Origin of the sequence: Rhizobium sp. N324, from assembly GCF_001664485.1 — a bacterium.
In the GTDB taxonomy this organism is placed as follows: domain Bacteria; phylum Pseudomonadota; class Alphaproteobacteria; order Rhizobiales; family Rhizobiaceae; genus Rhizobium.
This window is the reverse complement of record NZ_CP013630.1, coordinates 154,526-180,311: the sequence shown is the minus strand read 5'-3', so window position 1 is coordinate 180,311 and position 25,786 is coordinate 154,526. Positions and strand designations below refer to the sequence as shown.

At 62.3% G+C, this 25,786-nt stretch carries 25 protein-coding genes; 14 read left to right on the top strand and 11 right to left on the bottom strand.

Annotated elements, in window-relative coordinates; genetic code table 11:
• Nucleotide 1: 1 nt before the first annotated feature.
• Nucleotides 2–1,633 carry an MFS transporter gene (locus AMK05_RS00810; RefSeq protein WP_064835682.1) on the bottom strand — a complete coding sequence of 544 codons (1,632 nt, stop codon included), beginning with the start codon at nt 1,631–1,633 and terminating at the stop codon, nt 2–4.
• A 243-nt stretch (nt 1,634–1,876) separates the two neighbouring features.
• On the opposite strand from AMK05_RS00810, the gene rimP reads away from it, so the two are divergent.
• The 10 genes from rimP to AMK05_RS00760 all read left to right on the top strand — a co-directional run bounded on the left by rimP (nt 1,877) and on the right by AMK05_RS00760 (nt 14,253).
• Nucleotides 1,877–2,482 (top strand): ribosome maturation factor RimP, encoded by a 606-nt coding sequence (rimP, locus tag AMK05_RS00805; RefSeq protein ID WP_064835680.1) that lies wholly within the window; start codon nt 1,877–1,879, stop codon nt 2,480–2,482.
• Nucleotides 2,483–2,540: 58 nt separating this feature from the next.
• Entirely contained in the window at nt 2,541–4,148 is a 1,608-nt protein-coding gene (nusA, locus tag AMK05_RS00800; protein ID WP_064835678.1) for a transcription termination factor NusA, read from the top strand.
• Entirely contained in the window at nt 4,145–4,840 is a 696-nt protein-coding gene (locus AMK05_RS00795; RefSeq protein ID WP_171899733.1) for an RNA-binding protein, read from the top strand. The genes nusA and AMK05_RS00795 overlap by 4 nt, the downstream gene beginning before the upstream one ends.
• Before the next feature lie 102 nt (nt 4,841–4,942).
• Nucleotides 4,943–7,702 carry a translation initiation factor IF-2 gene (infB, locus tag AMK05_RS00790; protein ID WP_064835676.1) on the top strand — a complete coding sequence of 920 codons (2,760 nt, stop codon included), beginning with the start codon at nt 4,943–4,945 and terminating at the stop codon, nt 7,700–7,702.
• A gap of 164 nt (nt 7,703–7,866) precedes the next feature.
• On the top strand, nt 7,867–8,271 hold the full coding sequence (gene rbfA / locus AMK05_RS00785; RefSeq protein WP_064835674.1) for a 30S ribosome-binding factor RbfA: 405 nt from the start codon (nt 7,867–7,869) through the stop codon (nt 8,269–8,271).
• 13 nt (nt 8,272–8,284) lie between these two features.
• Nucleotides 8,285–9,217 (top strand): tRNA pseudouridine(55) synthase TruB, encoded by a 933-nt coding sequence (gene truB / locus AMK05_RS00780; protein WP_064835672.1) that lies wholly within the window; start codon nt 8,285–8,287, stop codon nt 9,215–9,217.
• A gap of 118 nt (nt 9,218–9,335) precedes the next feature.
• Nucleotides 9,336–10,187: an alpha/beta fold hydrolase gene (locus tag AMK05_RS00775; RefSeq protein WP_064835670.1), complete on the top strand. Its 852-nt coding sequence runs from the start codon at nt 9,336–9,338 to the stop codon at nt 10,185–10,187.
• Nucleotides 10,188–10,339: 152 nt separating this feature from the next.
• Nucleotides 10,340–10,609, top strand: coding sequence for a 30S ribosomal protein S15 (gene rpsO, locus AMK05_RS00770; RefSeq protein ID WP_025417456.1), 270 nt, complete (start codon nt 10,340–10,342; stop codon nt 10,607–10,609).
• Between the two features lie 356 nt (nt 10,610–10,965).
• A complete protein-coding gene (gene pnp, locus AMK05_RS00765; RefSeq protein WP_064835668.1) occupies nt 10,966–13,104 on the top strand; it encodes a polyribonucleotide nucleotidyltransferase in 2,139 nt (712 codons plus the stop codon).
• A 132-nt stretch (nt 13,105–13,236) separates the two neighbouring features.
• Entirely contained in the window at nt 13,237–14,253 is a 1,017-nt protein-coding gene (locus AMK05_RS00760; protein WP_064835666.1) for a class I SAM-dependent methyltransferase, read from the top strand.
• A gap of 3 nt (nt 14,254–14,256) precedes the next feature.
• On the opposite strand, the gene AMK05_RS00755 is transcribed toward AMK05_RS00760, so the two are convergent.
• The 5 genes from AMK05_RS00755 to fabA form a co-directional block, all read right to left on the bottom strand.
• Nucleotides 14,257–14,652 (bottom strand): type II toxin-antitoxin system HicB family antitoxin, encoded by a 396-nt coding sequence (locus AMK05_RS00755; protein WP_064835664.1) that lies wholly within the window; start codon nt 14,650–14,652, stop codon nt 14,257–14,259.
• Nucleotides 14,649–14,846, bottom strand: coding sequence for a type II toxin-antitoxin system HicA family toxin (locus AMK05_RS00750; protein ID WP_064835662.1), 198 nt, complete (start codon nt 14,844–14,846; stop codon nt 14,649–14,651). The genes AMK05_RS00755 and AMK05_RS00750 overlap by 4 nt, the downstream gene beginning before the upstream one ends.
• 105 nt (nt 14,847–14,951) lie before the next feature.
• Nucleotides 14,952–15,758, bottom strand: a complete 807-nt coding sequence (gene fabI / locus AMK05_RS00745; protein ID WP_064835660.1) for an enoyl-ACP reductase FabI — start codon at nt 15,756–15,758, stop codon at nt 14,952–14,954.
• 4 nt (nt 15,759–15,762) lie between these two features.
• Nucleotides 15,763–16,995, bottom strand: coding sequence for a beta-ketoacyl-ACP synthase I (fabB, locus tag AMK05_RS00740; RefSeq protein WP_064835658.1), 1,233 nt, complete (start codon nt 16,993–16,995; stop codon nt 15,763–15,765).
• Nucleotides 16,996–17,038: 43 nt separating this feature from the next.
• Nucleotides 17,039–17,554 carry a 3-hydroxyacyl-[acyl-carrier-protein] dehydratase FabA gene (gene fabA / locus AMK05_RS00735; protein WP_064835656.1) on the bottom strand — a complete coding sequence of 172 codons (516 nt, stop codon included), beginning with the start codon at nt 17,552–17,554 and terminating at the stop codon, nt 17,039–17,041.
• 299 nt (nt 17,555–17,853) lie between these two features.
• On the opposite strand from fabA, the gene irrA reads away from it, so the two are divergent.
• Nucleotides 17,854–18,273 carry an iron response transcriptional regulator IrrA gene (gene irrA / locus AMK05_RS00730; protein ID WP_064835654.1) on the top strand — a complete coding sequence of 140 codons (420 nt, stop codon included), beginning with the start codon at nt 17,854–17,856 and terminating at the stop codon, nt 18,271–18,273.
• A gap of 12 nt (nt 18,274–18,285) precedes the next feature.
• Here the strand turns inward: irrA and AMK05_RS00725 are convergent, their stop codons facing one another.
• Nucleotides 18,286–18,921 (bottom strand): trimeric intracellular cation channel family protein, encoded by a 636-nt coding sequence (locus AMK05_RS00725; RefSeq protein ID WP_064835652.1) that lies wholly within the window; start codon nt 18,919–18,921, stop codon nt 18,286–18,288.
• A 113-nt stretch (nt 18,922–19,034) separates the two neighbouring features.
• Between AMK05_RS00725 and AMK05_RS00720 the strand changes: the two genes are divergently transcribed.
• Complete coding sequence (locus AMK05_RS00720; RefSeq protein ID WP_064835650.1) at nt 19,035–19,508, top strand: hypothetical protein; 474 nt, start codon at nt 19,035–19,037, stop codon at nt 19,506–19,508.
• A gap of 3 nt (nt 19,509–19,511) precedes the next feature.
• Here the strand turns inward: AMK05_RS00720 and AMK05_RS00715 are convergent, their stop codons facing one another.
• On the bottom strand, nt 19,512–20,300 hold the full coding sequence (locus tag AMK05_RS00715; protein ID WP_064835648.1) for a YdcF family protein: 789 nt from the start codon (nt 20,298–20,300) through the stop codon (nt 19,512–19,514).
• Between the two features lie 195 nt (nt 20,301–20,495).
• Nucleotides 20,496–21,218: a YoaK family protein gene (locus tag AMK05_RS00710; protein ID WP_064835646.1), complete on the bottom strand. Its 723-nt coding sequence runs from the start codon at nt 21,216–21,218 to the stop codon at nt 20,496–20,498.
• Nucleotides 21,219–21,443: 225 nt separating this feature from the next.
• Here AMK05_RS00710 and AMK05_RS00705 point away from each other — a divergent pair, with 225 nt between their 5' ends.
• Nucleotides 21,444–22,655 (top strand): alpha/beta hydrolase, encoded by a 1,212-nt coding sequence (locus tag AMK05_RS00705; RefSeq protein WP_064835644.1) that lies wholly within the window; start codon nt 21,444–21,446, stop codon nt 22,653–22,655.
• Nucleotides 22,656–22,666: 11 nt separating this feature from the next.
• Nucleotides 22,667–24,601 (top strand): mechanosensitive ion channel family protein, encoded by a 1,935-nt coding sequence (locus AMK05_RS00700; protein ID WP_064835642.1) that lies wholly within the window; start codon nt 22,667–22,669, stop codon nt 24,599–24,601.
• 28 nt (nt 24,602–24,629) lie between these two features.
• Here AMK05_RS00700 and AMK05_RS00695 read toward each other — a convergent pair whose 3' ends face one another.
• Both AMK05_RS00695 and AMK05_RS00690 read right to left on the bottom strand, forming a co-directional pair.
• Entirely contained in the window at nt 24,630–24,989 is a 360-nt protein-coding gene (locus AMK05_RS00695) for a hypothetical protein (RefSeq protein WP_064835640.1), read from the bottom strand.
• A gap of 48 nt (nt 24,990–25,037) precedes the next feature.
• The gene (locus AMK05_RS00690; protein WP_064835638.1) at nt 25,038–25,682 is read right to left on the bottom strand and encodes a helix-turn-helix domain-containing protein; all 645 of its coding nucleotides are present in this window, start codon (nt 25,680–25,682) and stop codon (nt 25,038–25,040) included.
• Nucleotides 25,683–25,786: the final 104 nt, after the last annotated feature.

The window sequence follows — 25,786 nt, the reverse complement described above, 5'->3', positions numbered from 1 at the left end:
CTCAATGGTGCAGGTCGATCGGCGCTTGGTGGAAGACGTCGTTATCAGGCGGAATGGCCTGACGCTCGATCATCCGGTGGACATGCGGCAGGCCTTCGCCGCGGTGAAGCGCACGAAGTCTGTCGATGTTTTCGGCATCGGCATGCGTGCGCCGCTGGTTGTGTCTGATGTATTCGACCCAGGTCGGCGTATGATAGGTTTCCGTCCACAGCCCGGGATTTTCGAGATCGCGCATCAGCGCCCAGTTGCGGGCGCCGTCGCGGATGCGGATACGGCGGCGCTCGCCCATCAACTGCATGAATTCGGCAAGGTCGTCATCTGCAATCTCGTAATCGACCTGGATGACGATCGGGCCGCTGCGCGGGGTGATGTCGAGGCTGAGCGCCGGCTCGGTAAAGCGGTTCAGCGGATCAAGATTGAGCGAGGCGAAGGCCGGCATCGAAAAACGCAGGCCGATCGCGATGCCGAGCAACATGACGACCGACGACATCAGCAGCGCATCGGCGACGCCGTAGCGATCGGCGGCCACGCCCCAGAGCCAGCTGCCGCCGGCGATGCCGCCGAAGGTGACGGTCTGGTAGAGCGACAGCGCGCGACCCACCACCCAGCGCGGCGTCGACAGCTGGACGATGGTGTTGAAGAGCGAGAGCGCGGAGACCCAGCAGGCGCCGGAGACGAGCAGCCCGGCCGAGGTGAGCACCGCGCTCGGGCTGAAGGCGGCGATGACGGCGCTGAGCGCAAAGCCTGCAAAGGCCAGGCGGATGATCACCTCGCTCGACAGCATCTGGCGCAGCCGCGCATTCAGCACCGCGCCGCCGATCGCACCGATGCCGAAGGCGCCGAGCATGAAACCATAGGTCAGCGGGCCGCCGGCAACGAGATCGAGCGCCACGACCGGGAGCAGCGCCAGGATCGAGCTGGCGCCAATGCCGAAGAGCAGCCCCCTGACCAGGACCTTTTCGAGATTGGGGGACATCGACACATAACGCAGGCCGGCGAAGATGGCGCTGCCGAGCGCCTCGCGCGGCAGGGTCGAGACCGGCGCGCCCGGGCGCCAGCGCAGCAGGGCATAGATCAAGGGAAGGTAACTGAGGGTGTTGACCGCAAAGGCCGCGGCGGCGCCGGCTGCCGCGACGATGACGCCGCCGATCGCTGGGCCGACGCTTCGGGTGATGTTGAAACCCATGCTGTTCAGCGTGACGGCGCCCGGCAGATCGGCGCGCGGCACCATGTCGCCGACCGAAGCTTGCCAGGAAGGGTTGTTGAGCGCGGTGCCGCAGCCGATCAGGAAGGTGAAGAACAGCAGCAGCCAGGGCGTGATCCAGCCGAGAAGGGCCGTGACCGTCAGCAGCGCCGAGACCGCCAGCATCAGACACTGCGCCGTCAGCATGACCCGGCGGCGATCATAATTGTCGGCGAGCGCACCGGAGATCAGCGAAAACAGCATGATAGGGAGCGCCGTCGAGGTCTGCACCAGTGCGACCATGTCTTCGGAGGCGGTGATCGTCGTCATCATCCAGGCAGCACCCACCGCCTGGATCAGGCCGCCGAAATTCGAGGACAGGCTGGCAAACCAGATGGCACGGTAGGTATCGTGCCGCAAAGGCGCCAATGTCGACGACGTATAGGCCACGATTTCTCCGCTCTTGTTGTTGCGCCCCACGGCAATATATGCGCAAGACCAGCGCTGGCCATAGGTCTCGTCGCCTCGCCGGAAGCGAATTGGCCGAATCGGTCGCAGACCTTGCAATTTCGGAAAAACCCGACTATATGCCTCTCAAATTCTTGATCGCTTGATGAAGAGTGGGCCGCAAGGACCCGCTCTTTTTTATTAGCGCGATCCCTAAACAGCATGAAATTGCGAGGAGCGCACCGCTTGTCGGACATGACAAACGCAGACAACGAACTTGAGCCGCGGCTGATTACCGAAACCGGGCTTGACCAGCGTCTTGCCGATATCATCGAGCCCGTTCTCGTCGGCCTGGGCTTTCGGCTGATCCGCGTCCGTATGCTGAACCAGAACGGCGCGACAATGCAGGTCATGGCCGAGCGCAATGACGGGACGATGACGGTTCAGGACTGCGAAGAAATCTCGATGGCGATTTCTCCCGTCCTCGATGTGGAAGATCCGATCGATAAAGAGTATCATCTCGAGGTGTCTTCGCCTGGCATCGACCGTCCGATGGTTCGGAAATCCGATTTCGTCCGCTGGCAGGGCCACCTTGTGAAATGCGAGACGTCGATCCTGATCGACAATCGCAAGCGCTTCCGCGGCAAGATCGTCGAAGCAGGCGTAGATGGTTTCACGCTCGAGCGTGACCAGGTCGCTTACGGGGAAGAGCAAAAGGTCACCATTCCCTTCACGGCGCTTAGCGATGCGAAGCTCATTCTGACCGACGACCTGATCCGCGAGGCGTTGCGCGCCGACAAGCTGGCGAAAGCTGAGGCCGCCAACCAGAACGACGCGGACGACCAGGAATAACCGATCAACAGACCGCTCCAGGGACGGGAACCCGGGGTTAAGACGGAGAAACAAGACAATGGCAGTCAGTGCGAACCGGCTCGAACTTCTGCAGATCGCAGATGCAGTGGCGCGCGAAAAGGTCATCGACCGCGAGATCGTGCTGGCCGCAATGGCCGATGCCATCCAGAAGGCGGCACGCTCCCGTTACGGCACCGAGTCCAACATCCGGGCCGATATCAATCCGAAGACCGGCGAAATCCGTCTGCAGCGCCTGCTCGAAGTCGTCGACAAGGCCGAGGATTATTCGACGCAGATCCCGCTGGAGCTTGCCCGCGACCGCAACCCGGACGCCGCACTCGGCGATTTCATCGCCGACCCGCTGCCGCCGATGGATTTCGGCCGCATCGCCGCACAGTCCGCCAAGCAGGTGATCGTGCAGAAGGTGCGTGAAGCCGAGCGCGACCGCCAGTTCGACGAATTCAAGGATCGCGTTGGGGAAATCGTCAACGGCACGGTCAAGCGCGTCGAATACGGCAATGTCATCGTCGATCTCGGCCGTGGCGAAGGCATCATCCGCCGCGACGAAATGATCCCGCGCGAGAACGTGCGCTATGGCGATCGCGTCCGCGCCTATGTCTACGACGTCCGTCGCGAACAGCGCGGCCCGCAGATCTTCCTGTCGCGCACGCATCCGCAGTTCATGGTGAAGCTGTTCACCATGGAAGTGCCTGAAATCTACGACGGCATCATCCAGGTGAAGTCGGTCGCCCGCGATCCGGGCTCGCGCGCCAAGATCGCCGTGATCTCGAACGATAGTTCGATCGATCCGGTTGGCGCCTGCGTCGGTATGCGCGGTTCGCGCGTTCAGGCCGTCGTCGGCGAGCTTCAGGGCGAGAAGATCGACATCATTCCCTGGAGCCAGGACCCGGCGACCTTCGTCGTCAACGCCCTGCAGCCGGCCGAAGTCGCCAAGGTCGTTCTCGACGAGGATGCCGAGCGCATCGAAGTCGTCGTTCCCGACGAGCAGCTGTCGCTTGCGATCGGCCGCCGCGGCCAGAACGTCCGCCTGGCGTCGCAGCTGACCGGCTGGGATATCGACATCATGACGGAGGCCGAGGAATCGGAACGCCGCCAGAAGGAATTCAACGAACGCACCAACCTGTTCATGGATTCGCTCGACGTCGACGAAATGGTCGGCCAGGTTCTGGCCTCCGAAGGCTTTGCCGCCGTCGAGGAACTGGCCTATGTCGATCTCGACGAAATCTCCTCGATCGACGGTTTCGACGAAGAGACGGCGCAGGAAATCCAGCAGCGCGCCCGCGAATTCCTCGAGCGTCTCGAAGCCGAGATGGACGAGAAGCGCAAGGCGCTCGGCGTTCAGGACGAACTGCGCGAAATCGACGGCATGACCGCCCAGATGATGGTGGCGCTCGGCGAAGACGGCATCAAGACGATCGAGGATTTTGCCGGTTGCGCCGCTGACGATCTCGTCGGCTGGACGGAACGCAAGAACGGCGAAACGAAGAAGTTCGAAGGCCTGTTCTCGAAGTTCGACGTCTCGCGCGTCGAGGCCGAGCAGATGATCGTCCAGGCCCGCCTGTCGGCCGGCTGGATCACCGAAGAGGACCTGGCGAAGGGGACCGAAGAAGAGGTCACCGAAGCCGAAGCCGAACAAGAAGCATGATGACCGCGCATGAGCCGGACGCTCTCCCTGACGAGGACGACGATCTTGCAGGTTATGACGTGAACGGACGCATGTGCATCGTGACGCGCGAAAGCGGATCGCCGGAAGAGCTGATCCGCTTCGTCGCCGCTCCCGATGGAACTGTTGTCGCCGACCTGAAGCGCGAGCTGCCGGGACGCGGATGCTGGGTGAAGATCGACCGCTCGCTGGTCGACAGGGCCGTGGCGAGGAAACTCTTCGCCCGCGCGCTGAAAATGGATGTGAAGGCGGCAGACGATCTCGGCGCAAGCGTCGACCGCCTGCTGGCGGCGCAATTGATGCAGATGATGAACATGGCGCGGAAAGCCGGCCAGTTCGTCAGCGGCTCCTCGAAAGTGCATGCCGCGGTCAGAAGCGGGGCAGCCCTTGCGGTGTTCCACGCGACCGATGCAGCCGATGACGGCGTCCGGAAAATCGACCAGGCCCGCAAGGCCTGGCACCTCGGAATGGAGACCGAGGAGGAGATACCTTCCTTCCGTCTCTTCTCGGAGAGCGAAATGGAAGGCCTGATGGGCCAGAATGCTTTTATCCATGCCGCAGTGCTTGCAGGGCAGGCGGGTGAGGGTGTAGTGAAGCGCGCAAAGATGCTCGAACAGTACCGTATTGGCGGTCAGTCCCGGGCAGCGGGCGGCGCTGGCCGGCAAAAACAATGAGGCGGTCACCGGCATCGGCCGGTCGCATTCTCATTGATCGACAAGTATTGAACGACAGGGTCTGATCTAGTCATCGCTCCCTGTCCGAAGGAACGGGAACGAATGACCGATAGTAACGACGACAAGACAATCAGCGTGACGGGCAAAAAGACGCTTACCCTGAAACCATCGGGGATGAGCCAGGGCACCGTTCGCCAGGATATGGGTCGGGGCCGCACCAAGGCGGTCGTCGTCGAGACCCGTAAGCGGCGCCCGATGCGCCCGGAAGACGAAAAGCCGATCACACCTGTGGCTCCGGTGGCTCCCGTGCGTGCCACCGAACCGGCGCCCGCACCCGTGCAGGCGCGTCCGCAGCAGGCCGCACCGGCACCGCGGATCCAGCAGGGCAACAACAACAGCCAGACGAACCAGCGGCCGCAGCAGTCCCACCAGGCGCCGCGCCAGAACGATCGTCCGCGCCCGGTGGTGCTGAACCATCTGTCGCCTGAGGAAATGGACGCGCGCCGGCGTGCGCTTGCCGACGCCCAAGCGCGTGACGCCCAGGATGCGATCCGCCGCGCCGAGGACGAAAAGCGCCGTGCCGCCGAAGAGGTTATCCGCAAGGCAGCCGAAGCCGAAGAAGCTGCCCGCAGGGCCGCCGAAGAGGCCATCCGCCAGGCTGAGGCGCCCGCTCCAGTTGCCGAACCGGCAGCCGCAGCACCGGCTCCGGCCGAAGCACGCGCCGACGCTCCGCGGCCGCAGCCAGCATCGTCGGCGCCTGCCGCGCGCCGGCCCGATGCGGCTGGAGCGCCTGGCGCTGCCCGTCCGGCAGCAGGCGCAGCTGCTCCCGGCGCCGTTCGCGGCCGCCGCGACGAAAAGGAAGACGACGATCGTGGCGGTGCCGCGCGCGGCGGCCCGGTCCGTGGCCGCGTCGTTCGCCCGGAACCGGCAAAGCCGGTCACCACACGCCCGAAGACGGATGAAGAGCGCCGTCGCGGCAAGCTGACGATCTCCACCGCCAATGTCGACGGCGAGGACAATGCCCGCGGCCGTTCGCTCTCGGCGATGCGCCGCCGGCAGGAGAAATTCCGCCGCGGTCAGATGCAGGAAACCCGCGAGAAGATCTCCCGCGAGGTGGTTCTGCCGGAGACCATCACCATTCAGGAACTGTCGCAGCGCATGTCCGAACGCGCCGTCGACGTCATCAAGTACCTGATGAAGGAAGGCCAGATGATGAAGCCGGGTGACGTCATCGACGCCGATCTCGCCGAACTCATCGCCGGCGAATTCGGCCATACGGTCCGGCGCGTGTCGGAATCCGACGTCGAACTCGGCATCTTCAACGTGTCGGACGAGGATGTCGAACTGGTTTCGCGCCCGCCTGTCGTCACCATCATGGGCCATGTCGACCACGGCAAGACCTCGCTGCTCGACGCCATCCGCCATGCCAACGTGGTCTCCGGCGAAGCCGGCGGCATCACCCAGCATATCGGCGCCTATCAGGTGGAGCAGAGCGGCCAGAAGATCACCTTCATCGACACCCCCGGCCACGCCGCCTTTACGGCCATGCGTGCCCGCGGCGCCCAGGCGACCGACATCGCGATCCTGGTCGTCGCGGCCGACGACAGCGTGATGCCGCAGACGATCGAATCGATCAACCACGCCAAGGCGGCCGGTGTTCCGATCATCGTGGCGATCAACAAGGTCGACAAGCACGAGGCCGATCCGCAGAAGGTCCGCAATCAGCTGCTGCAACACGAAGTCTTCGTGGAATCCATGGGCGGTGAAGTGCTCGACGTCGAAGTTTCGGCCAAAACCGGCAAGAACCTCGACAAGCTGCTCGAGGCGATCCTGCTGCAGGCGGAAATTCTCGATCTCAAGGCCAACCCGAACCGGACTGCCGAAGGTACCGTCATCGAAGCCCAGCTCGATCGTGGCCGTGGTTCGGTCGCGACCGTGCTCGTTCAGAAGGGTACGCTGCGTCCGGGCCAGATCATCGTCGCCGGCGACGTCTGGGGTCGCGTGCGCGCGCTGGTCACCGACAAGGGCGACCATGTGAAGGAAGCCGGTCCCGCAACCCCGGTCGAGGTTCTCGGCCTTTCCGGAACGCCGCAGGCGGGCGACAAGTTCGCCGTCGTCGAAAGCGAAAGCCGCGCCCGCGAAATCTCGGAATACCGTCAGCGTCTGGCCCGCGACAAGGCGGCTGCCCGCCAGTCGGGACAGCGCGGCTCGCTGGAACAGATGATGATGCAGCGCCAGAGCGCCGGCATCAAGGAGTTCCCGCTTGTTATCAAGGGCGACGTGCAGGGCTCGATCGAAGCAATTGCCGGCGCACTGGAGAAGCTCGGTACCGACGAGGTCCGCGCCCGTATCGTCCATTCGGGCGCCGGCGGCATCACCGAGTCGGATATCTCGCTCGCCGAAGCGTCGAACGCGGCCATCATCGGCTTCAACGTTCGTGCCAATACGCAGGCACGCCAGTTCGCCGAGCGCGAAGGCCTCGAAATCCGCTACTACAACATCATCTACGACCTGGTGGATGACGTGAAGGCAGCGATGTCGGGCCTCTTGTCTCCGGAACGGCGCGAAACCTTCATCGGCAATGCCGAAATCCTCGAGGTGTTCAACATCACCAAGGTTGGCAAGGTCGCGGGCTGCCGTGTCGTCGAAGGCAAGGTCGAACGCGGTGCGGGCGTCCGCCTCATCCGCAACGACGTCGTCGTTCACGAAGGCAAGCTCAAGACCCTCAAGCGCTTCAAGGACGAAGTCTCCGAAGTGCCGATGGGCCAGGAATGCGGCATGGCCTTCGAAAATTACGAGGATATGCGCGCCGGCGACGTCATCGAGTGCTTCCGCGTCGAGCATATCACGCGCACGCTCTAAACCGCGGCGCGCTTTAAGCGCAGCATCAGCTTTCCGAAAGCCATTCGCCAGCCCGGCGGATGGCTTTCGGATATCCGCCGACTTGACCTTTTCTGCCAAAAGAGTCATGGACGCTCTCCTTTGACGGGTTCGATTCCCAGCCGCATCGGCAAATAGAGATAACAATGACCAGAGCAACTTCTTCCGCGCCTTCGCAGCGCATGCTGCGCGTTGGCGAACAGGTTCGCGCCGCGATCACCCAGGTATTGCAGCGGGGCGAAGTGCGCGACGACGTCATCGAAGCGACCGTGATCTCGATCTCGGAAGTGCGCATGTCGCCCGACCTCAAGATCGCCACGGCTTACGTGACGCCGCTCGGCGTTTCCGACCACAGCGTCGTCATCGAGGCGTTGAACCGTCATGCGAAATATATCCGCGGCCGGCTCGGGCAGCAGCTTCGGCAGATGAAATACATGCCGGAGGTGCGCTTCCGCGACGATACCAGCTTCGACAATTACAAAAAAATCGACGAGCTGCTGCGCTCGCCCGAGGTGAGCCGCGATCTCGACGGCGATAAAGACGAACAATAAACAGAAGAGACTGATGTCCAAACCACGCAAACCCAAGGGCCGGCCGATTTCCGGCTGGCTGATCCTCGACAAGCCGGTGGATTTCGGCTCGACCGAAGCCGTTTCCAAGATCAAGTGGCTCTACAAGGCGCAGAAGGCCGGTCATGCCGGCACGCTCGATCCGCTCGCCTCCGGCATGCTGCCGATCGCGCTCGGCGATGCGACGAAGACCGTTCCCTATGTGATGGACGGCCGCAAGATCTATGAATTCACGGTCAGCTGGGGCGAAGAGCGGGCGACCGACGATCTCGAGGGCGACGTGACCGCAAGCTCGGACAAACGCCCGAGCGAACAGCAGATCCGCGATATCCTGCCTCGCTATATCGGCACCATCAGCCAGGTGCCGCCGCAGTTTTCGGCGATCAAGATATCGGGGGAACGCGCCTATGATCTGGCGCGCGAAGGCGAAACCGTCGAAATCCCCTCGCGCGAAGTCGATATCTTCCGGCTGACCTTGCTCGCCTGCCCGGATGCCAACAGCGCGCATTTCGAAGTCGAATGCGGCAAGGGCACCTATGTCAGGGCGCTCGCCCGCGATTTCGGCCGGGAGCTCGGCTGCTACGGCCACGTCTCGGGGCTGCGGCGCACCTTTGTCGCGCCCTTTTCGGAAGAGGCGATGGTGCCGCTCGCCGACCTCGTGGCGTTGGAGGCGATCGAAGATACGGACGAGCGGCTGGCAGCCCTCGATGCGCTGCTGATCGACACCTGCGAGGCGCTATCGGCTCTGCCCCATCTCGTCATCAACGACGACCAGGCCCACCGGCTGAAAATGGGCAACCCGATCCTGGTGCGCGGCCGCGATGCGCCGGTTGCCGAAAGCGAAGCCTATGCGACGGCCCGCGGCAGGCTGATTGCGATCGGCGAGATCGGCCAGGGCGAATTTCGCCCGAAGCGGGTTTTCGGCTGAGTCTGCACAGCCAACGATTGTCAGGCGTTGGCGATGCGATATCTTCCTTTCGGGCGATGGCCGCCCGAGGGGCCCTAACGGTCCGAGGGGCCATGGCGGCCCGACAAGGGGGATGATTATGCGCGCGACTGCTATCGGCATGCTGACGTTCTTTTCGATGTTCCTGGCCATTACCGGCGCTCAATCCGCCGAGCGCTGGGCCGAGCTCCCGGCCTTTCCTCCAATGCCCGTGCCGAAGACCAGCGGCATGGCCGATGTGAACGACATCAGCATGTATTACGCCGAGTATGGTGAAGGCGAGCCGATGCTCTTCATCCATGGCGGGCTTGGCAATGCCGAGGTCTGGGGCCACCAGATCGCCGAATTTGCCAAAGACCACCTGGTCATCGTTGCCGACAGCCGCGGGCATGGGCGCTCGACGCGCAGCCGGCAGCCCTTCGGCTACGATCTGATGACATCGGATTATGCCGCGCTTCTCGACCATTTGAAGATTGGCAAGGTGACGCTGGTGGGATGGTCGGACGGCGGCATCATCGGCATCGACATGGCGATGAAATATCCGGAAAAGCTGACGCGCGTCATTGCCCAGGCGGCCAATGTCACGACCGACGGCGTCAAGCCCGACGTCATGAACAACAAGACCTTCAACGACTATATCAATGTCGCCGGCGAACAATATCGGACGCTGTCGCCGACGCCGAACGAGTACGACGCCTTCGTCACCCAGATCTCCGAGATGTGGGCGACACAGCCGGCCTGGACGGCGGCGGATCTCGGAAAGATTACGGTGCCGGTCACGCTCGCCATCGGCGACCACGATGAAGCCGTGAAGCTCGACCATACGGAAATGATGGCGAAACAGATACCGGGTGCCAAGCTCGTCATCCTGAAAGAGGCCAGCCATTTCGCCATGCTGCAGGATCCCGAGGGTTACAATGCTATGATCCGGGCGGCGATGGCGGGCCGCTGAAACCGCTGCGGGCGCTCCCCTCTTTCCATCGCTGCTTATTTGGTTTATAGGCAGCGCCAGCGTCAGGTTCGCCTGCTCGCATTCACGGCCAAAGCTGGACGGCATCCCGGCTTTTGGCGACCTTTATCTCCTCTCTTAGAAAGGATCACCCGATGTCGATCACTGCTGAGCGCAAGTCTGCGCTGATCAAGGAATACGCAACCGCCGAAGGCGACACCGGTTCTCCTGAGGTTCAGGTCGCGATCCTGACCGAACGCATCAACAACCTGACCGAACACTTCAAGGACCACAAGAAGGATAACCATTCCCGCCGTGGCCTGTTGACGATGGTTTCGAGCCGCCGCTCGCTTCTTGATTATCTCAAGAAGAAGGATGAAGGCCGCTATTCCAAGCTGATTTCCAGCCTGGGTATCCGCCGCTAAGTTTGTCCGGCGGGCGCTTTCCGAGCGCCCGCCGGATCCTGTTTCGGGACGTGGTTCCCGATGAAATGTTCCAGCCGCGCCCTATCTCCAAGCGGTGGAACGACCGGCGGACCCGGATGGGCCGGTTCTGCCAAACCAACCGTTGACCTGTCATGGGGCAGGATTGCCGGATGCTTTCGGCCAAGGCTTCTCGAGGCTTTGGCCTGGTTTTCCCAGGGACCCTCGGATTATCGAGGAAACCAAGGATGAAAAGCCTCCCGTTGTCTTGCCCGTGATACGTCACATTGTTTGCGGTCGACTGTGCGCTGCGCCCTGATATCGGCGATGGCGCGTGCTCCCGCATTGAAGGACAAGTCATGTTTGATACACACACAGTCGAAATCGAGTGGGCCGGCCGCCCGCTGAAGCTCGAAACCGGCAAGATCGCCCGTCAGGCCGACGGCGCAGTTCTCGCCACCTACGGCGAAACCGTCGTTCTCGCCACCGTCGTTTCGGCCAAGGCGCCGAAGCCCGGCCAGGACTTCTTTCCGCTCACCGTCAACTACCAGGAAAAGACCTATGCAGCCGGCAAGATCCCCGGCGGCTACTTCAAGCGCGAAGGTCGTCCGTCTGAAAAGGAAACGCTGGTTTCCCGCCTGATCGACCGCCCGATCCGCCCACTGTTCCCGGAAGGCTACAAGAACGACACGCAGGTCGTCGTCACCGTCGTCCAGCACGATCTTGAAAACGATCCCGACGTCTTGTCGATGGTTGCTGCATCTGCAGCGCTGACGCTCTCCGGCGTTCCGTTCATGGGCCCGGTCGGCGGTGCGCGCGTCGGCTACATCAACGGCGAATATGTTCTCAACCCGCATCTCGACGAGATGGACGAATCGAGCCTCGATCTCGTCGTCGCCGGCACCTACGACGCCGTGCTGATGGTTGAATCCGAAGCCAAGGAACTCAACGAAGAAGTCATGCTCGGCGCCGTCATGTTCGGCCACAAGGGCTTCCAGCCGGTTCTCGACGCGATCATCAAGCTCGCCGAAGTAGCCGCCAAGGAGCCGCGCGACTTCCAGCCGGAAGATTATTCCGCTCTCGAAACCGAGATGCTCGGCCTTGCCGAAGCTGAACTTCGCCAAGCCTACAAGATCACTCAGAAGGCTGACCGCTACGCCGCCGTCGACGCCGTCAAGGCGAAGGTGAAGGCACACTTCCTCCCCGAGGAAGGCGAAGCCCGCTACACCGCCGAGGAAGTCGGCGCGATCTTCAAGCACCTGCAGGCGAAAATCGTCCGCTGGAATATCCTCGACACCAAGAGCCGCATCGACGGCCGCGACCTCGAAACCGTCCGTCCGATCGTTTCGGAAGTCGGCCTTCTGCCGCGCACCCATGGTTCGGCGCTGTTCACCCGCGGTGAAACGCAGGCGATCGTCGTTGCCACGCTCGGCACCGGCGAAGACGAACAGTATGTCGACAGCCTGACGGGCATGTACAAGGAGCGCTTCCTGCTCCACTACAACTTCCCTCCCTACTCGGTTGGCGAAACCGGCCGTATGGGCTCCCCGGGCCGCCGCGAAATCGGCCACGGCAAGCTCGCATGGCGCGCCATCCGCCCGATGCTGCCGACGCCGGAGCAGTTCCCCTACACGCTGCGCGTCGTCTCCGAGATCACCGAGTCGAACGGCTCGTCCTCGATGGCGACCGTCTGCGGCACGTCGCTGGCTCTGATGGATGCCGGCGTTCCGCTCGCCAAGCCGGTTGCCGGTATCGCCATGGGTCTGATCCTGGAAGGCGATCGCTTCGCCGTCCTCTCCGACATTCTCGGTGACGAAGACCATCTCGGCGACATGGACTTCAAGGTTGCAGGCACCGCCGACGGCATCACCTCTCTGCAGATGGACATCAAGATCGCCGGTATCACCGAAGAGATCATGAAGGTCGCCCTTGGCCAGGCTCAGGGCGGTCGCGCCCACATTCTCGGCGAAATGGCCAAGGCCATCACCGAAAGCCGCGGCCAGCTCGGCGAATTCGCTCCGCGCATCGAAGTCATGAACATCCCGGTCGACAAGATCCGCGAAGTCATCGGCTCCGGCGGCAAGGTCATCCGCGAAATCGTCGAAAAGACCGGCGCGAAGATCAACATCGAAGACGACGGCACCGTCAAGATCGCCTCCTCCTCAGGCAAGGAAATCGAAGCGGCCCGCAAGTGGATCCACTCGATCGTCGCCGAACCTGAGATCGGCCAGATCTACGAAGGTACGGTCGTCAAGACCGCCGACTTCGGCGCCTTCGTCAACTTCTTCGGCGCCCGCGACGGCCTCGTCCATATCTCGCAGCTCGCTTCCGAGCGCGTTGCCAAGACGCAGGACGTCGTCAAGGAAGGCGACAAGGTCTGGGTCAAGCTGCTCGGCTTCGACGAACGCGGCAAGGTTCGCCTGTCGATGAAGGTCGTCGACCAGGCCACCGGCCAGGAGATCCCGAACGAGAAGAAGAAGGAAGAAGCGGCCGAATAAGCCGCGTCTCCCAGATTTCATTCCGGGCGCGGGAATCTTCCGCGCCCTTTTTGTATCCCGGTTTTGCGCATGTCGTGGCCGCAAAACCGCTCACACATTTTTGCGCGACCTGCTTTTAACGAGACGAGACCCATGAGCCGCGAGACGCTGAAGACCCTGTTCCATCCCTTTGCCAGCGGCACAGTCCAGGCGCCCGGCGAGGGCGAGCGTGTGCTCTTCCTCGGCGCCGAGGCGGGCTTTGCGCTGCCCGACGATTTCGCCGCCTCTCTCAGCGCCGTCCAGGGCTTCCGGCCGCTCTACCGGCAGCTGCTGGCCCAGCGGATCGACGCCAAACCCGAGATCGACGGCGAAGACTACGATGCCGCCCTGGTGCTTTGCACGAAGCACAAGGGCGAGAACGAGGCCAATCTCGCCGCGGCCATCGCCCGCACGCGGATCGGCGGCCTGATCGTCGTTGCCGGCGCCAAGGAAGACGGCATTCAGCCGCTGCGCAAGCGCCTGGAAGGCTTCGGCCTCGCCATCGACCATATGCCGAAATATCACGGCGTCGCCTTCTGGTTCGGCCGTCCTGCCGATGCCGACGAGATCGTCTCCAAGTTGGCAAAGGCGCCGGTGCGCGTCGACGGCCGTTTCAATGCCACCGCCGGCATGTTCTCGCATGACCGAATCGATGCCGGATCGGAACTGCTCGCCTCGCGCCTGCCGCAGGATTTTACCGGTGACGTCGCCGATTTCGGCGCCGGCTGGGGTTATCTCTCCGTCGAGCTGGCACAGAGGTCGCGCGGGCTGACGCGTCTCGACCTCTACGAGGCCGATCACGCGGCTCTCGAGGCCGCGCGGGACAATCTGGCAGAGAACTGCCCGAACGCGCCTGCGCGCTTCTTCTGGCACGATCTGGCGGGCGAGCCGGTCAAGGACAAATACGATCTCGTCATCATGAACCCGCCCTTCCACGAAGGGCACGCCGCCGAGCCGGCGCTCGGCCAGGCAATGATCAAGACCGCCGCATCCGCGCTTCGCGGCGGCGGCCGCCTGATGCTGGTCGCCAATCGCGGCCTGCCCTACGAGCCGGTTCTGGCAGCGAATTTCAGGGAAAGCGGTGAAACCTGCCGCAACGCCCGCTTCAAGGTGCTGTGGGCGAAGAAATAAGCCTTATGCAGCCTCGATTTCCTTGCGGGCCGCACTCGCAAGGAAAGCCGAACGGGTGAGGCCGCGCTCTTTCGCAGCCTTGTCGATTGCCTCAAGCATACCTTTGTCGAAAGTCACATTGGCTCGAACGGTGCGTGTTGTGTCTTCGATAAAAGGAACGCGCGTCAGAAAAGCACCCTCGGCCAGCTGCGCGCGGATATCCTGCCGTGAGCCGATCTCGTCATATGAGGAAGGCAGCGGCAGAGTTTCGTCTTCCGCCCAAAGGCGAAGGGCTTCTATGGCGTTCGCAGTAAGGTCTTCTTCCTCATCGGCAGCGGAGAATACCGCCGGCAGATCCGGAAAGCTGATCCCGAAAGCGCTGTCGCTGTCCTTATGCACGAGAGCAATGAAATATTTCATGATTTGTCACTCACACTCCATCCGGCCTGCTTCGCAATTGCAAGCGCGGTGCCGGTCGGCAGATCCTTTTTCGGGTGCGGAACGATGATGGTCTCATTGCCCCTTCGAAGCTTATGATGAGAGCCTTTGATCGAAACGACTTCGAAGCCTTCCCGCTTCAGCCTGGCAATAATCTTCTGGCTGTTTCGCTCCACGGATCACCCCAAATGCCTTTACAATATAACTCTTACGTCTAAAAACAGCAAGGCCATGCGCATTATTATACGCATGGCCTTTTGGAGTCTTTTGAATAAGGGCTATTACTCGACGTCGGCCCGGCGCAGGGTGTCAAGCGTCGGCATGGAAGTGACGTTGAAGCCGGCGTCGACGAAATGGATTTCGCCGGTGACGCCGGCGGAAAGGTCGGAGAGCAGGTAGAGAGCCGAATTGCCGACCTGATCGATGGTCACGGTCTTGCGCAGCGGCGCATTGCGCTGGTTCCAGGAGAGGATTGCGCGCGCATCCGAGATGCCGGCGCCGGCAAGCGTGCGGATCGGGCCGGCCGATATGGCGTTGACACGGATGCCGCGCGGGCCGTAATCGGCGGCGAGATAACGCACCGAAGCCTCGAGCGCCGCCTTGGCGACACCCATGACGTTGTAGTTCGGGATGACGCGGGTCGAACCGTTATAGGTCAGCGTCAGCATCGCACCGCCGTCTTCCATCAACGGCGCACAGCGCTTGGCTATCTCGGTGAAGGAGAAACAGGAAATGACCATGGTGCGGCTGAAATTCTCGCGCGTCGTATCGGCGTAGAGACCCTTCAGCTCGTTCTTGTCGGAAAAACCGATGGCATGGACGATGAAATCCAGCTTGCCCCAGCGCTGTTCGATCGCGTCGACCACGGCATCGACCGAGGCGATGTCCTCGACGTCGCAGGGCAGCACGAAATCCGAGCCGACTTCGGCAGCCAGCGGCTTGACGCGCTTGCCGAGCGCATCGCCCTGATAGGTGAAGGCGAGTTCCGCACCCTGTGCGGCAAGAGCTTTTGAAATTCCCCAGGCGATCGAATGATTGTTTGCGACGCCCATGATGAGGCCGCGCTTACCTTGCATGATTCCAGTCATTTTATTATCCGTTATAGCGCTGGAAGACGAGCGTGGCGTTCGTCCCGCCGAAGCCGAAGGAGTTGGAGAGGGCGATATCGATCTTCGCATTGTCGATACGCTTGCGCACGATCGGCACGCCTTCGAATTCGGGATCGAGCTCGGTGATATGGGCGCTTTCGCCGATGAAGCCTTGCTGCATCATCAGCAGGGAATAGATCGATTCCTGCACGCCGGCCGCGCCCAGCGAATGGCCGGTCAGCGACTTGGTCGACTGGATATGCGGGATCTTGGCGCCGAATACCTCGCGGATAGCGCCGATTTCCTTGCTGTCGCCGACCGGCGTCGAGGTGCCGTGGGTGTTGACGTAATCGACGTCGCCTTTGACTGATGCAAGCGCCTGGCGCATGCAGCGGATGGCGCCCTCGCCCGAGGGGGCGACCATGTCGTAACCATCCGACGTTGCGCCGTAGCCGACGATTTCGGCGTAGATCTTGGCGCCGCGGGCCTTGGCGCGCTCCAGCTCCTCGAGCACCAGTACGCCGGCGCCGCCGGCGATGACGAAGCCGTCGCGATTGACGTCATAGGCGCGCGAGGCGCTGTCGGGCGTATCGTTGTACTTGGAGGACATGGCGCCCATGGCGTCGAAAAGATTGGACATCGTCCAGTCGAGATCTTCGTGGCCGCCGGCAAACATCACGTCCTGCTTGCCCCACTGGATCATCTCGGCGGCGTTGCCGATGCAATGCGCCGATGTCGAGCAGGCCGAGGAGATCGAATAGTTGACGCCGTGGATCTTGAACCAGGTGGCGAGCGTCGCCGATGCCGTCGAAGACATCGCCTTCGGCACGGCAAAGGGGCCGATGCGCTTCGGGCTGTTGTTCTTGACGGTGATGTCGGCCGCCTCGATCAGGGTGCGGGTGGACGGGCCGCCGGAGCCCATGATGATACCGGTGCGCTCGTTCTGAGCGTAATCCTTCTCGTCCAGGCCGGAATCGGCAAGTGCCTGCTTCATGGCGACATGGTTCCAGGCGCCGCCCTGCGACAGGAAGCGCATGGCACGGCGATCGACCAGTTCGGCCAGCTCCGCGGCGCCGAGCTTGGGGCTGCCCCAAACCTGGCATTTGAAGCCATGTTCTGCGAAATCGCTGGAGAAGGAGATACCCGACTTTGCCTGCCGCAAGGATTCGGTGACTTCGGCGGCGTCGTTTCCGATCGAGGACACGATACCCAGACCCGTGACAACTACCCGTCTCATCTGATCAAACCTTTTTTGTTTCGTGAGCCGCTTCAGATGCGGTTCAGGCCGTCTTGTCTTTCGAGAGACCGACACGAAGGTCGGCCGCCTGGTATATGGTCTCGCCGTCCGCCTTCAGCCAGCCGTCGGCCGTGCCGAGGACCAGACGGCCGCGCATGACACGCTTGAAGTCGATGCCATATTCGATCAGCTTCGTATGCGGGCGGACCATGCCCTTGAACTTCACTTCGCCTGTCGACAGCGCCATGCCGCGGCCTTCCTCGCCGAGCCAGCCCAGGAAGAAGCCGGTCAGCTGCCACATGCCGTCAAGGCCGAGGCAGCCCGGCATGATCGGGTTGCCTTCGAAATGGCAGGGAAAATACCAATCGTCGGGGCGCACGTCGTATTCGGCCCTGAGGTAACCCTTGTCGAAGGTCCCGCCCGTTTCTGAAATATCGGTGATGCGATGAACCATCAGCATGGGCGGCAGGGGAAGCTGCGCATTGCCGGGGCCGAACAGCTCGCCATGTGCGCAGGCGATGAGTTCGTCGTACGAGTAGCTGGACTGTCTGGTCGTCATAAAGTTTCTTTTTCCCCCGCGTGAGCCCGTGGATGTCAACGTGTAGTCCAAGTTCTGCAGAAAATGAAGCATGAGCAAGGCAGCTTCATTCACGGTCCCGGACCAAGCTTGCGCTATTATTTGGTGGTCGCATACAGGAAGGCCAGGGCTGCGACCAGACCTATTTGCGCTAAAAGCCGGTTTTCGCCGCGTTTATCAGGCTCTTGTCCCCATTGAACTATTGAAAGGCTCCTGTGCAAAAGTTATACCGCTTGAAGAAACATGATTGCTTTATGCAGGAATAACCGGAGTTGGTTTTGATGACGGGTGCACTCCCGATCGCCATAGAGGTCAGGCTGCGCGGTGCAGGCCTGCGTCCCACCCGCCAGCGTGTCGCGCTCGGCAACCTCCTGTTTGCCAAGGGCGACCGGCATTTGACCGTCGAGGAACTGCATGAGGAGGCGGTTGCCGCCGGTGTGCCGGTGTCGCTGGCAACCGTCTACAACACGCTGCACCAGTTCACCGAAGCCGGTCTTATCCGCGTACTCGCCGTCGAGAGCGCCAAGACCTATTTCGACACCAATATTTCCGACCACCATCACTTCTTCGTCGAAGGCGACAACGAGGTGCTCGACATTCCGGTCAGCAACCTGACGATCGCCAATCTGCCGGAGCCGCCCGAGGGCATGGAGATCGCTCATGTCGACGTGGTGATCCGGCTGCGGGCGAAGCAGGGCTGACGACACGCTGTTTCACATGACATCGTCGGGGTGCCGGCCGGGCTTATGCCTGTAGGTCGGAAAGGTCCAGCCGAACCACAGGGCGCCGCCGCGCACCGCAAAGGCCGCCGCGACGCCGCAGGCAGACGCCAGATAAAGCGGCATTCCCAGCGCATTGGCGAGCGTGAACACGCCGGCGCCGATAAGGGCGGCAGTCACATAGATTTCCGGCCTGAGCAGCACCGAAGGCTCGTTTGCCATCAAATCGCGCAGAATGCCGCCGAACGTCGCCGTCAGGGTGCCGGTGACGATCGCGATTGTCGGCGAGCCGGTGGCGGCAAGCCCCTTGGCGGCGCCGAGCACGCAATAGGCAGCAAGGCCGATCGCATCCAGCCAGATCAGCAGGCGATACCGCGATTCCAACAGGTGGGCGGTGAAGAAGACGATGACGCCCATGATGCAGCAGACGAGGATATAGGCAGGGTTCAGCACCCAGAACACCGGCACCCGGCCAAGGACGATATCGCGCACGGTGCCGCCGCCCGTTCCCGTGACCATGGCGAAGAACAGAAAGCCGATCAGATCCAGCTGCTTGCGCGAGGCGGCGAGCGCGCCTGTGGCGGCAAACAGCGCGATGCCGGCATAATCGAGATAGACGAGCAAGGACATGCAGACCCCGGGACCGGCAAACAGTTTCCGGAAAGAACCACGGCGGCAAGGGCGGCGCAAGGCGGCGCGGCCATAAAGCCAGCCGATAGCGCTTTATCCAAAAGAGGAAAGCCGTGAAAACGCTGGTGCTCGCCGTTCTGAACATTCTCCTGCTGGTCATCATGCCGGCTGCGGCCTTCGGCCAGCAATCGCTGATCTCCGATCCGGAGATCTACGAGAAGAAACATTTCCAGGAGCAGTGCAAGGCGGCCGAATTTGCCGACGGCTTTGTCATCCGGCAGGACATCAACAATGACGGGCTGATCGACGCCGTGGTCAACGAAGGCGAGCTCACCTGCGACGGGCAGAAGGGGCCGCAATGCAATGACGACGGCTGCACCTATAATTTCTACCTGCAGGTCGCCGAAGGCGGCTATTTCATGATCGCGACGGCGCAGATCTACGGCTACGACTTCGTCCAGCGCTTCGGCAACATGGTGCTGGCGATGAAGATGCATCCGCGTTTCTGCGACCGCACCGAGGGTGACCCCTGCATCGTGACGGCGCGCGTGCGCGGCACGAAATTCGTCACCATCTCGAAGAAATAGATCTCAGCCCGGATAGAGCTCCGACGTCCGGCCGGCGAGATAATAGCCGACCAGCCCGTACCATTCGCGGATCGCCGTCGCCATGTTCTGGGCATTGAGGTTCGGCTGGGTGAAATCCAGGCCCGGCCTGACCTGACCGTCGGTGTGATAATCGGTCGGCCAGGGCACGATCTCGATACCGAGCTTGCGGAAGATGCCGACGGAGCGCGGCATATGGAACCCCGAGGTGATCAGCAGGCAATTGGAAAGCCCCTGGCTCGCCAGGAATTCCTTGGTATTGACGGCGTTTTCGAAGGTGGTGCGCGACTGCGTCTCCTCGATCAGCCGATCCCTGCCGACGCCGAAGAGCGGGAAGAAGCGCTCGGATGCCGCCGCATCGCCTTCATAGACGCCGGAGATGGAGCCGTCGCCGCCCGACACCAGGATGCGCGAGTCGGGAAATTTCTGCGCAAGGCGCAGGGCCTCGACGAAGCGGTCGGCGCCGCCGTTGAATTCGATGCCGTGGCGGACCGTGTTCACCTCGTTTTCGAAGGCACCGCCGAGCACGATCATGCATTGCAGGCTCTCCGGATCGGCGGCGGGCTTGGCGAAGCGCTGCTCAAGCCCCTGCATCATCAGGTTGCCGGCCGTGGTGTAGAGCGTGACGAAGAGGATGAGGGCTGAAGCCGCGGCGCCGAGGATACTCAAGATACGCCAACGCAGAAGACCGGCAATGAGGGCCAGAAAGACGAGGAAGAATGCCAGCGACAGCGGCTGCGCGAAAATCCAGACAAGCTTCGAAATCAGGAACAAGACCTACTCCTTGAGACGGACGACGATGCTTCCTATCCGATTCGAGGGTAACAGGAATGCGACGCTTCTAAAGCGCGTCGCGATCTTTCAGATTCGCTCCCAGCGCTTTAGCCCTTTGTTTTTGCGCATGCCGTTGCGGCAAAAGCGCTTCGCGCTTTGCCTGGGAAAACCGCGCACACTTTTGCGCGACATGCTCTATTTGCCGCGTGCAACGGCCGAGTGGTGCGGCGCGGACTTCTGGTTGAAGCGCCGCTGAAGCGGCCGGGGGATGAACATGGCGGCAAGCGCAAGCGCCATGGCGAAAAGGGAGACCATCCACAGCGCATGCGCGCCGATAAGGTGCGTCAGCACGGCGCCGGCGATCGCGCCGAGCACCATGCCGCCCCAGGGCACGATTTGGATCGTCCATTCGATATGGCGGTCGCCGATGATCCAGCGGCCGATGCCGCGGCCGAGGCGCGACAGCGCGCCTGTGACATAAGTCAGCCCGATCGGCAGGCCTTCGATGTGTTCGACGGCGGCATTCACCATGCCCATGGCAAAAACGATCATGTAGAAGCGGGCGAGCAGCAGGCCCTGCACCGTCGTCACCGAGGCGAGCGCCAGGACGAGACCGACGCAGCCGAGCACCACGAAAATGCGACGCTCGGAGACATGGGCAATGACGATACCCGCCGCATTGCCGAGCACGAAAACGCCGATGGCGGAGATCAACACCGCCGCGTGATAGAGATTGCCTTGGCTCACGGCGAGTGCTGCCCGCGTCGTATTTCCGGTCATGAAGGAGACGAAATCGCCGGTCAGCAGCAGACCGGTCGCGTCGGTCATGCCGGCCAGAAATGAGATGGCGCCGACGAGGGCAAGCCCGGTTGCGGTGCGTCGGGTGCGGATGAGACGGCGGCGTCTTGCTCTGGTCATGGGTTGCGGATCCTGAAGCCGAATCGCTGCGATTCCGGCAGCAAAGATACATCCTCTTCGTTGAGGAATTGGCAAAGGGGATCGGAACGGCTGGGAACGTGCTGGCCGACGATCCCGATCGCCTTGAAAGCCACAGATATTACGTGATGCTACAGGCGCCGCCATACCCCGCCTGCTAGTATCCAGGGCTCGGAAAGCCTCCTTGAGCGACTGCTGGATGTGTGAATGGCAAGACGTGGCGTGGCTCTTTTTCTTCTGCTGGCAAGTTGCGGGCATCCGGGCGGCGTGATGACGCCGGTTTCCAGTTCGTCGGCAACGCCACCGACATCAAGGGTCGACATGCTGGTTGCGACCACACGCGAGCCTTCCGGCAACCCGGCGACACTCTTCAACGGCGAGCGCAGTTCCAAGCCGCATCTGACGCAGATCTCGATTTCGATCCCGGCAAAGCGCGAAGCCGGCACCGTGCAGTGGCCGAAGCGGCTTCCGCCCGATCCGGCCACCGACTTTGCCGTGACCAATGTTCAGCAGATCAACACGGTGGCGCAGGGCCGCGTCTGGTTCCGGCAGCATGTGAACGGCGGGCATGCGCTCGTCTTCATTCACGGCTTCAACAACACCTATGAGGATTCGGTCTTCCGGCTGGCGCAGATCGTGCACGACAGCAGGATGCAGGCAACGCCTGTCCTGTTCACCTGGCCGTCGAGAGCAGAGATCACGGCCTACCAATATGACAAGGAAAGTACGAACTATTCGCGCACCGCGCTGGAGCAGGCGCTGCGCACGCTGGCGGCCGACCCCAATGTCAAGGACATCACCATCATGGCGCACTCTATGGGGACGTGGCTTGCCATGGAATCGCTGCGGCAGATGGGAATACGCGACGGCCACGTCAATTCGAAGATCCACAATGTCATCCTGGCCTCGCCCGACATCGACATCCAGGTCTTCGCCAAGCAATTTGTAGAGATGGGCGAGCCGCGTCCGAAATTCACGATCTTCGTCTCCCAGGACGACAAGGCTCTTGCCGTCTCCAGCTTCATCACCGGGCGCGTCTCGCGTCTCGGCGCGATCAATCCGACGGAAGAGCCCTATCGCTCGAAGCTGGAAAGAGCCGGCATCACCGCCATCGACCTGACGAAGGTGAAGACCAACGACAGGCTCAATCACGGCAAATTCGCCGAAAGTCCCGAGATCGTCCAGCTCATCGGCCAGCGCCTGATGACCGGCCAGACCCTGACCGATTCCAGGGTTACGCTGGGCCAGGGCATTACGGCGGTCGTCGGCGGAACGGTGACGAACATCGGCACTGTTGCCGCTACCGCGGTGGCGGTGCCGGTTGCGATCATCGAGCAGCCGGTTACGCGCCAGAGACCGCCACGACCCGCCGAAGAGACGCTCGACGGCGATTTGAAGAAACAGACGCTGACGCAGTGAGGAGTTCCCGTTTGAAATGGCTTCTTTCCTTCACCGCCGCTTTTTTCTTCGCGCTGAGCGCCTTGGCGCAGGTACCGCCGGCGGCCCCGCAGCAGAAGATCGACGAACTCGTGCGCCTGCTGCAGGATCCCGAGGTCAAAGCCTGGCTCGATAGCCGCAAGCAGGAGAGCGGCGCCTCGACACCCGCCGCACCAGCCGGCGATTCGACCTTGGCCAACTGGGAGGCGGGCGCGCGGGCGCGCGTGCATGCGATCCTGGCGGCAATCCCGGCAATCCCGGCTGAGGTGACGGCAGCGGCGACACGAGCCAGGCGCGAAGCCGCCAGCAGAGGCTATGCGCCTGTTTTCGTGATATTCGGCAGCTTGGTCGCCTTCGGTCTCGCTGCCGAGGCGGTCTATCGCAGATTTGCCGCGCGCCGCGAGGCATTGCTCGGCCAACTTATCCCGATCGGCATTTTCGCGGGCGCGATGGGCATCATCTTCTTCGCGGTGGAATGGCCGCCGCTCGCGCGCGTGACGCTGCTTGCCTATCTCTCGGCCTTCATCCTGTTTCGATTGGCGGCAGCACTCCTGTCCGTGGCGGCGATGGGTTCATCCCTGCGGCGGAGGCTGATGATCCTGTTCGGCGTCATTTGTTTTGCGGTTGCCACGGCGGCTCTCAGCAAGCCGCTAGGCGTTTCCCCCGAGGTCGGCAAGGCCATCAGCTATTGCTTTTCGGTGCTCGGGCTGCTGCTTGCCATCGAGGCGGTGTGGTCGGCCTGGGAGGGAAGCCGCGCCAGGAAAGCGGCGATAGCGGCCTTCCTGGCCGTGCTGTGGCTCGTCTGGTGCCTCAATATGAGGGGCCTGTTCTGGATCGGCATCTACGCGCTGGTACTGCCCGGCATCCTGAACGCCGTCGGCCGGGTCGCGCTATCCTTCACCAGCGATCCCGGCAGCCTGCGCGGGATCCTCATCGCCCGGGGCGCACGCGCCGCGGTTATCGCGCTTGCGGTGGGATGGCTGGCGCTCGTCTGGCGTCTCAATCCCGATACTTTGGGTCAGCGCGACCCGATGATCGCCGCCTTGTTCTACGGCGGCCTGAAGAGCGTGCTGATCCTCGTGGTTGCCGACCTTCTCTGGCAGGTGGCGCGCGGCTGGATCGACCGAACCTTGCGTATATCCACAAGCACGACATCGCTGGCGCCGGCTGACGCCGCCCGTCGCGCACGGTTTCGCACACTTCTGCCGATCTTTCGCAATGCGCTCGCCGTCGCCGTCGCGGTCATGGCGGGGTTGATCGTGCTGGCGCAACTCGGCGTGCAGATCGGCCCGCTGATTGCGGGAGCGGGCATATTCGGCGTGGCGATCGGTTTCGGCTCGCAGACCCTCGTCAAGGACGTCATCAACGGGGTGTTCTACATGCTCGACGATGCCTTCCGGGTGGGCGAATACATCCAGGCCAAGGACTATAAGGGGACGGTGGAGAGTTTCAGCCTGCGCTCGGTGCGTCTGCGCCATCATCGCGGCCCGGTGTTCACAGTGCCGTTCAGCGAATTGGGCGCCGTCGAGAATATGAGCCGGGACTGGGTGATCGACAAATTCACGATCACCGTCGGCTTCGACACCGATATAGACAAGGCGCGCAAGCTGACCAAGAAGGTCGGGGCCGAGCTGACGGAAGATCCGGAACTCGGCCAGCACTTCATCGAACCGCTGAAGATGAAGGGCGTCGAGCAGTTCGGCGACTACGGCATCGTCCTGAGCTTCGCCATGACCACGGTTCCCGGCATGCAGACCTATATCCGCCGCAAGGCCTATGCCAAGATTCGCGAGGTCTTCCTGGCCAACGGCATCGCATTCGCGCAGCCGACGGTGCAGGTCGGCGGAGACGACAAGGGCGGCGGCGCGGCGGCGGCCGCGCAGGCGATCCGCACGCAGCAGGTCAACGCAGCGACACCGGCAAAGTGACATTGCCGGCAGAGGCGGATCAAAGGCGCTACGGCTTCAGATCATAAGCCTGGTGCGACGCACGAAGCTCTACCAGCGTTTTGCCGACACAGCTGCCGCCGCCTGCGCCGCCGATCGCCTTTGCCTGGCCATCGAGCGTGATCGTGCCGGCGATCCGATCGGATGCCACATAGGTCGCGACACCGTCTTGCGAGACGCGCGATATGTAAAAGGCGTGGTAGGTTTCGTTGTATTTGCAATGGATCACCAGCGGAAACTGAGAAAATGGATCGTCCTGGGCGATGGCGTCAAGCGGTTGAAGAACCGCCGCCAAAGCCCCGGCGCCGACCAGGCCGGCAAAAACTCGCTTGATCGATCCGATCGATTTTCGGCGGGACGCATATGTCATGTTTCAAATCCCTCTGATGGCCCCCTGGTGGCCCTCTGCTGGCATGTATCAAATCGTCAAGGCGATGAGCGCATCGTGGTCGAGAAGCCGGACAATCCGCTGCGATTTGCCGGCAAGACGAATGATGCGTTTTTCCCGGAGCTTCGTGAAAGAGCGAGCGACCGTTTCGACCGTCAGTCCAAGATAATCAGCGATATCGCTGCGCGACATCATCATATCGAATTCCGCATCCTCGGGGTGGCGGTCGGCCATCTCCTGAACGAAGGCCGCAAGCCGCTTCAAAGCACTTTGCTCGCTGATGATGAGCTGTTTGCATTGCGCCTTTGCGAGGTTCGTCAGGGCAATGTGCAACAGATCGATCGGAACGACCGCGTCCTGGCTGGTGCGAAACGATCTGACGCGCGTTTCACAGATCGCCTCTGCAAAATCGGTTCGCACCTTGCCGTTTTCGAGCCCGAACCATTCGCCCTTGCCGCAGAAGGATAGGATGTGCCGCTGGCCGTTCGACGTCAGGCGGTAAATCCGGACGGCGCCGGCCTCGACCTGGTAGATCGCAAGGGCGTATTCGCCTTCGCTGTAGATCGCTTCGTCGGCGCGGAGTTTGATCGACTGATCCTTGGCCGCAGCGGAAGCCGTTCGGTGGTGGTGGCCGGGAACCGTTGTGTATTTTCCGATCGCCTGATCCTGAAACATGTGCGTCGTCCCCCATCCGCGCTCAGCATAAGCAATCGTTGTGTGCCCCGATATTCGAGATACCCCTTACGTATTGCTACGGAAGCCGGCGACCACCGACAGGT

What these genes read in the sequence shown, in the direction of transcription:
- nusA (WP_064835678.1), top strand. Translation starts at nt 2,541, where the DNA reads ATGGCAGTCAGTGCGAACCGGCTCGAACTTCTGCAGATCGCAGATGCA.
- AMK05_RS00795 (WP_171899733.1), top strand. Translation starts at nt 4,145, where the DNA reads ATGATGACCGCGCATGAGCCGGACGCTCTCCCTGACGAGGACGACGAT.
- infB (WP_064835676.1), top strand. Translation starts at nt 4,943, where the DNA reads ATGACCGATAGTAACGACGACAAGACAATCAGCGTGACGGGCAAAAAG.
- rbfA (WP_064835674.1), top strand. Translation starts at nt 7,867, where the DNA reads ATGACCAGAGCAACTTCTTCCGCGCCTTCGCAGCGCATGCTGCGCGTT.
- truB (WP_064835672.1), top strand. Translation starts at nt 8,285, where the DNA reads ATGTCCAAACCACGCAAACCCAAGGGCCGGCCGATTTCCGGCTGGCTG.
- AMK05_RS00775 (WP_064835670.1), top strand. Translation starts at nt 9,336, where the DNA reads ATGCGCGCGACTGCTATCGGCATGCTGACGTTCTTTTCGATGTTCCTG.
- rpsO (WP_025417456.1), top strand. Translation starts at nt 10,340, where the DNA reads ATGTCGATCACTGCTGAGCGCAAGTCTGCGCTGATCAAGGAATACGCA.
- pnp (WP_064835668.1), top strand. Translation starts at nt 10,966, where the DNA reads ATGTTTGATACACACACAGTCGAAATCGAGTGGGCCGGCCGCCCGCTG.
- AMK05_RS00760 (WP_064835666.1), top strand. Translation starts at nt 13,237, where the DNA reads ATGAGCCGCGAGACGCTGAAGACCCTGTTCCATCCCTTTGCCAGCGGC.
- AMK05_RS00755 (WP_064835664.1), bottom strand. Translation starts at nt 14,652, where the DNA reads ATGAAATATTTCATTGCTCTCGTGCATAAGGACAGCGACAGCGCTTTC.
- fabI (WP_064835660.1), bottom strand. Translation starts at nt 15,758, where the DNA reads ATGACTGGAATCATGCAAGGTAAGCGCGGCCTCATCATGGGCGTCGCA.
- fabB (WP_064835658.1), bottom strand. Translation starts at nt 16,995, where the DNA reads ATGAGACGGGTAGTTGTCACGGGTCTGGGTATCGTGTCCTCGATCGGA.
- fabA (WP_064835656.1), bottom strand. Translation starts at nt 17,554, where the DNA reads ATGACGACCAGACAGTCCAGCTACTCGTACGACGAACTCATCGCCTGC.
- irrA (WP_064835654.1), top strand. Translation starts at nt 17,854, where the DNA reads ATGACGGGTGCACTCCCGATCGCCATAGAGGTCAGGCTGCGCGGTGCA.
- AMK05_RS00725 (WP_064835652.1), bottom strand. Translation starts at nt 18,921, where the DNA reads ATGTCCTTGCTCGTCTATCTCGATTATGCCGGCATCGCGCTGTTTGCC.
- AMK05_RS00710 (WP_064835646.1), bottom strand. Translation starts at nt 21,218, where the DNA reads ATGACCAGAGCAAGACGCCGCCGTCTCATCCGCACCCGACGCACCGCA.
- AMK05_RS00705 (WP_064835644.1), top strand. Translation starts at nt 21,444, where the DNA reads ATGGCAAGACGTGGCGTGGCTCTTTTTCTTCTGCTGGCAAGTTGCGGG.
- AMK05_RS00695 (WP_064835640.1), bottom strand. Translation starts at nt 24,989, where the DNA reads ATGACATATGCGTCCCGCCGAAAATCGATCGGATCGATCAAGCGAGTT.
- AMK05_RS00690 (WP_064835638.1), bottom strand. Translation starts at nt 25,682, where the DNA reads ATGTTTCAGGATCAGGCGATCGGAAAATACACAACGGTTCCCGGCCAC.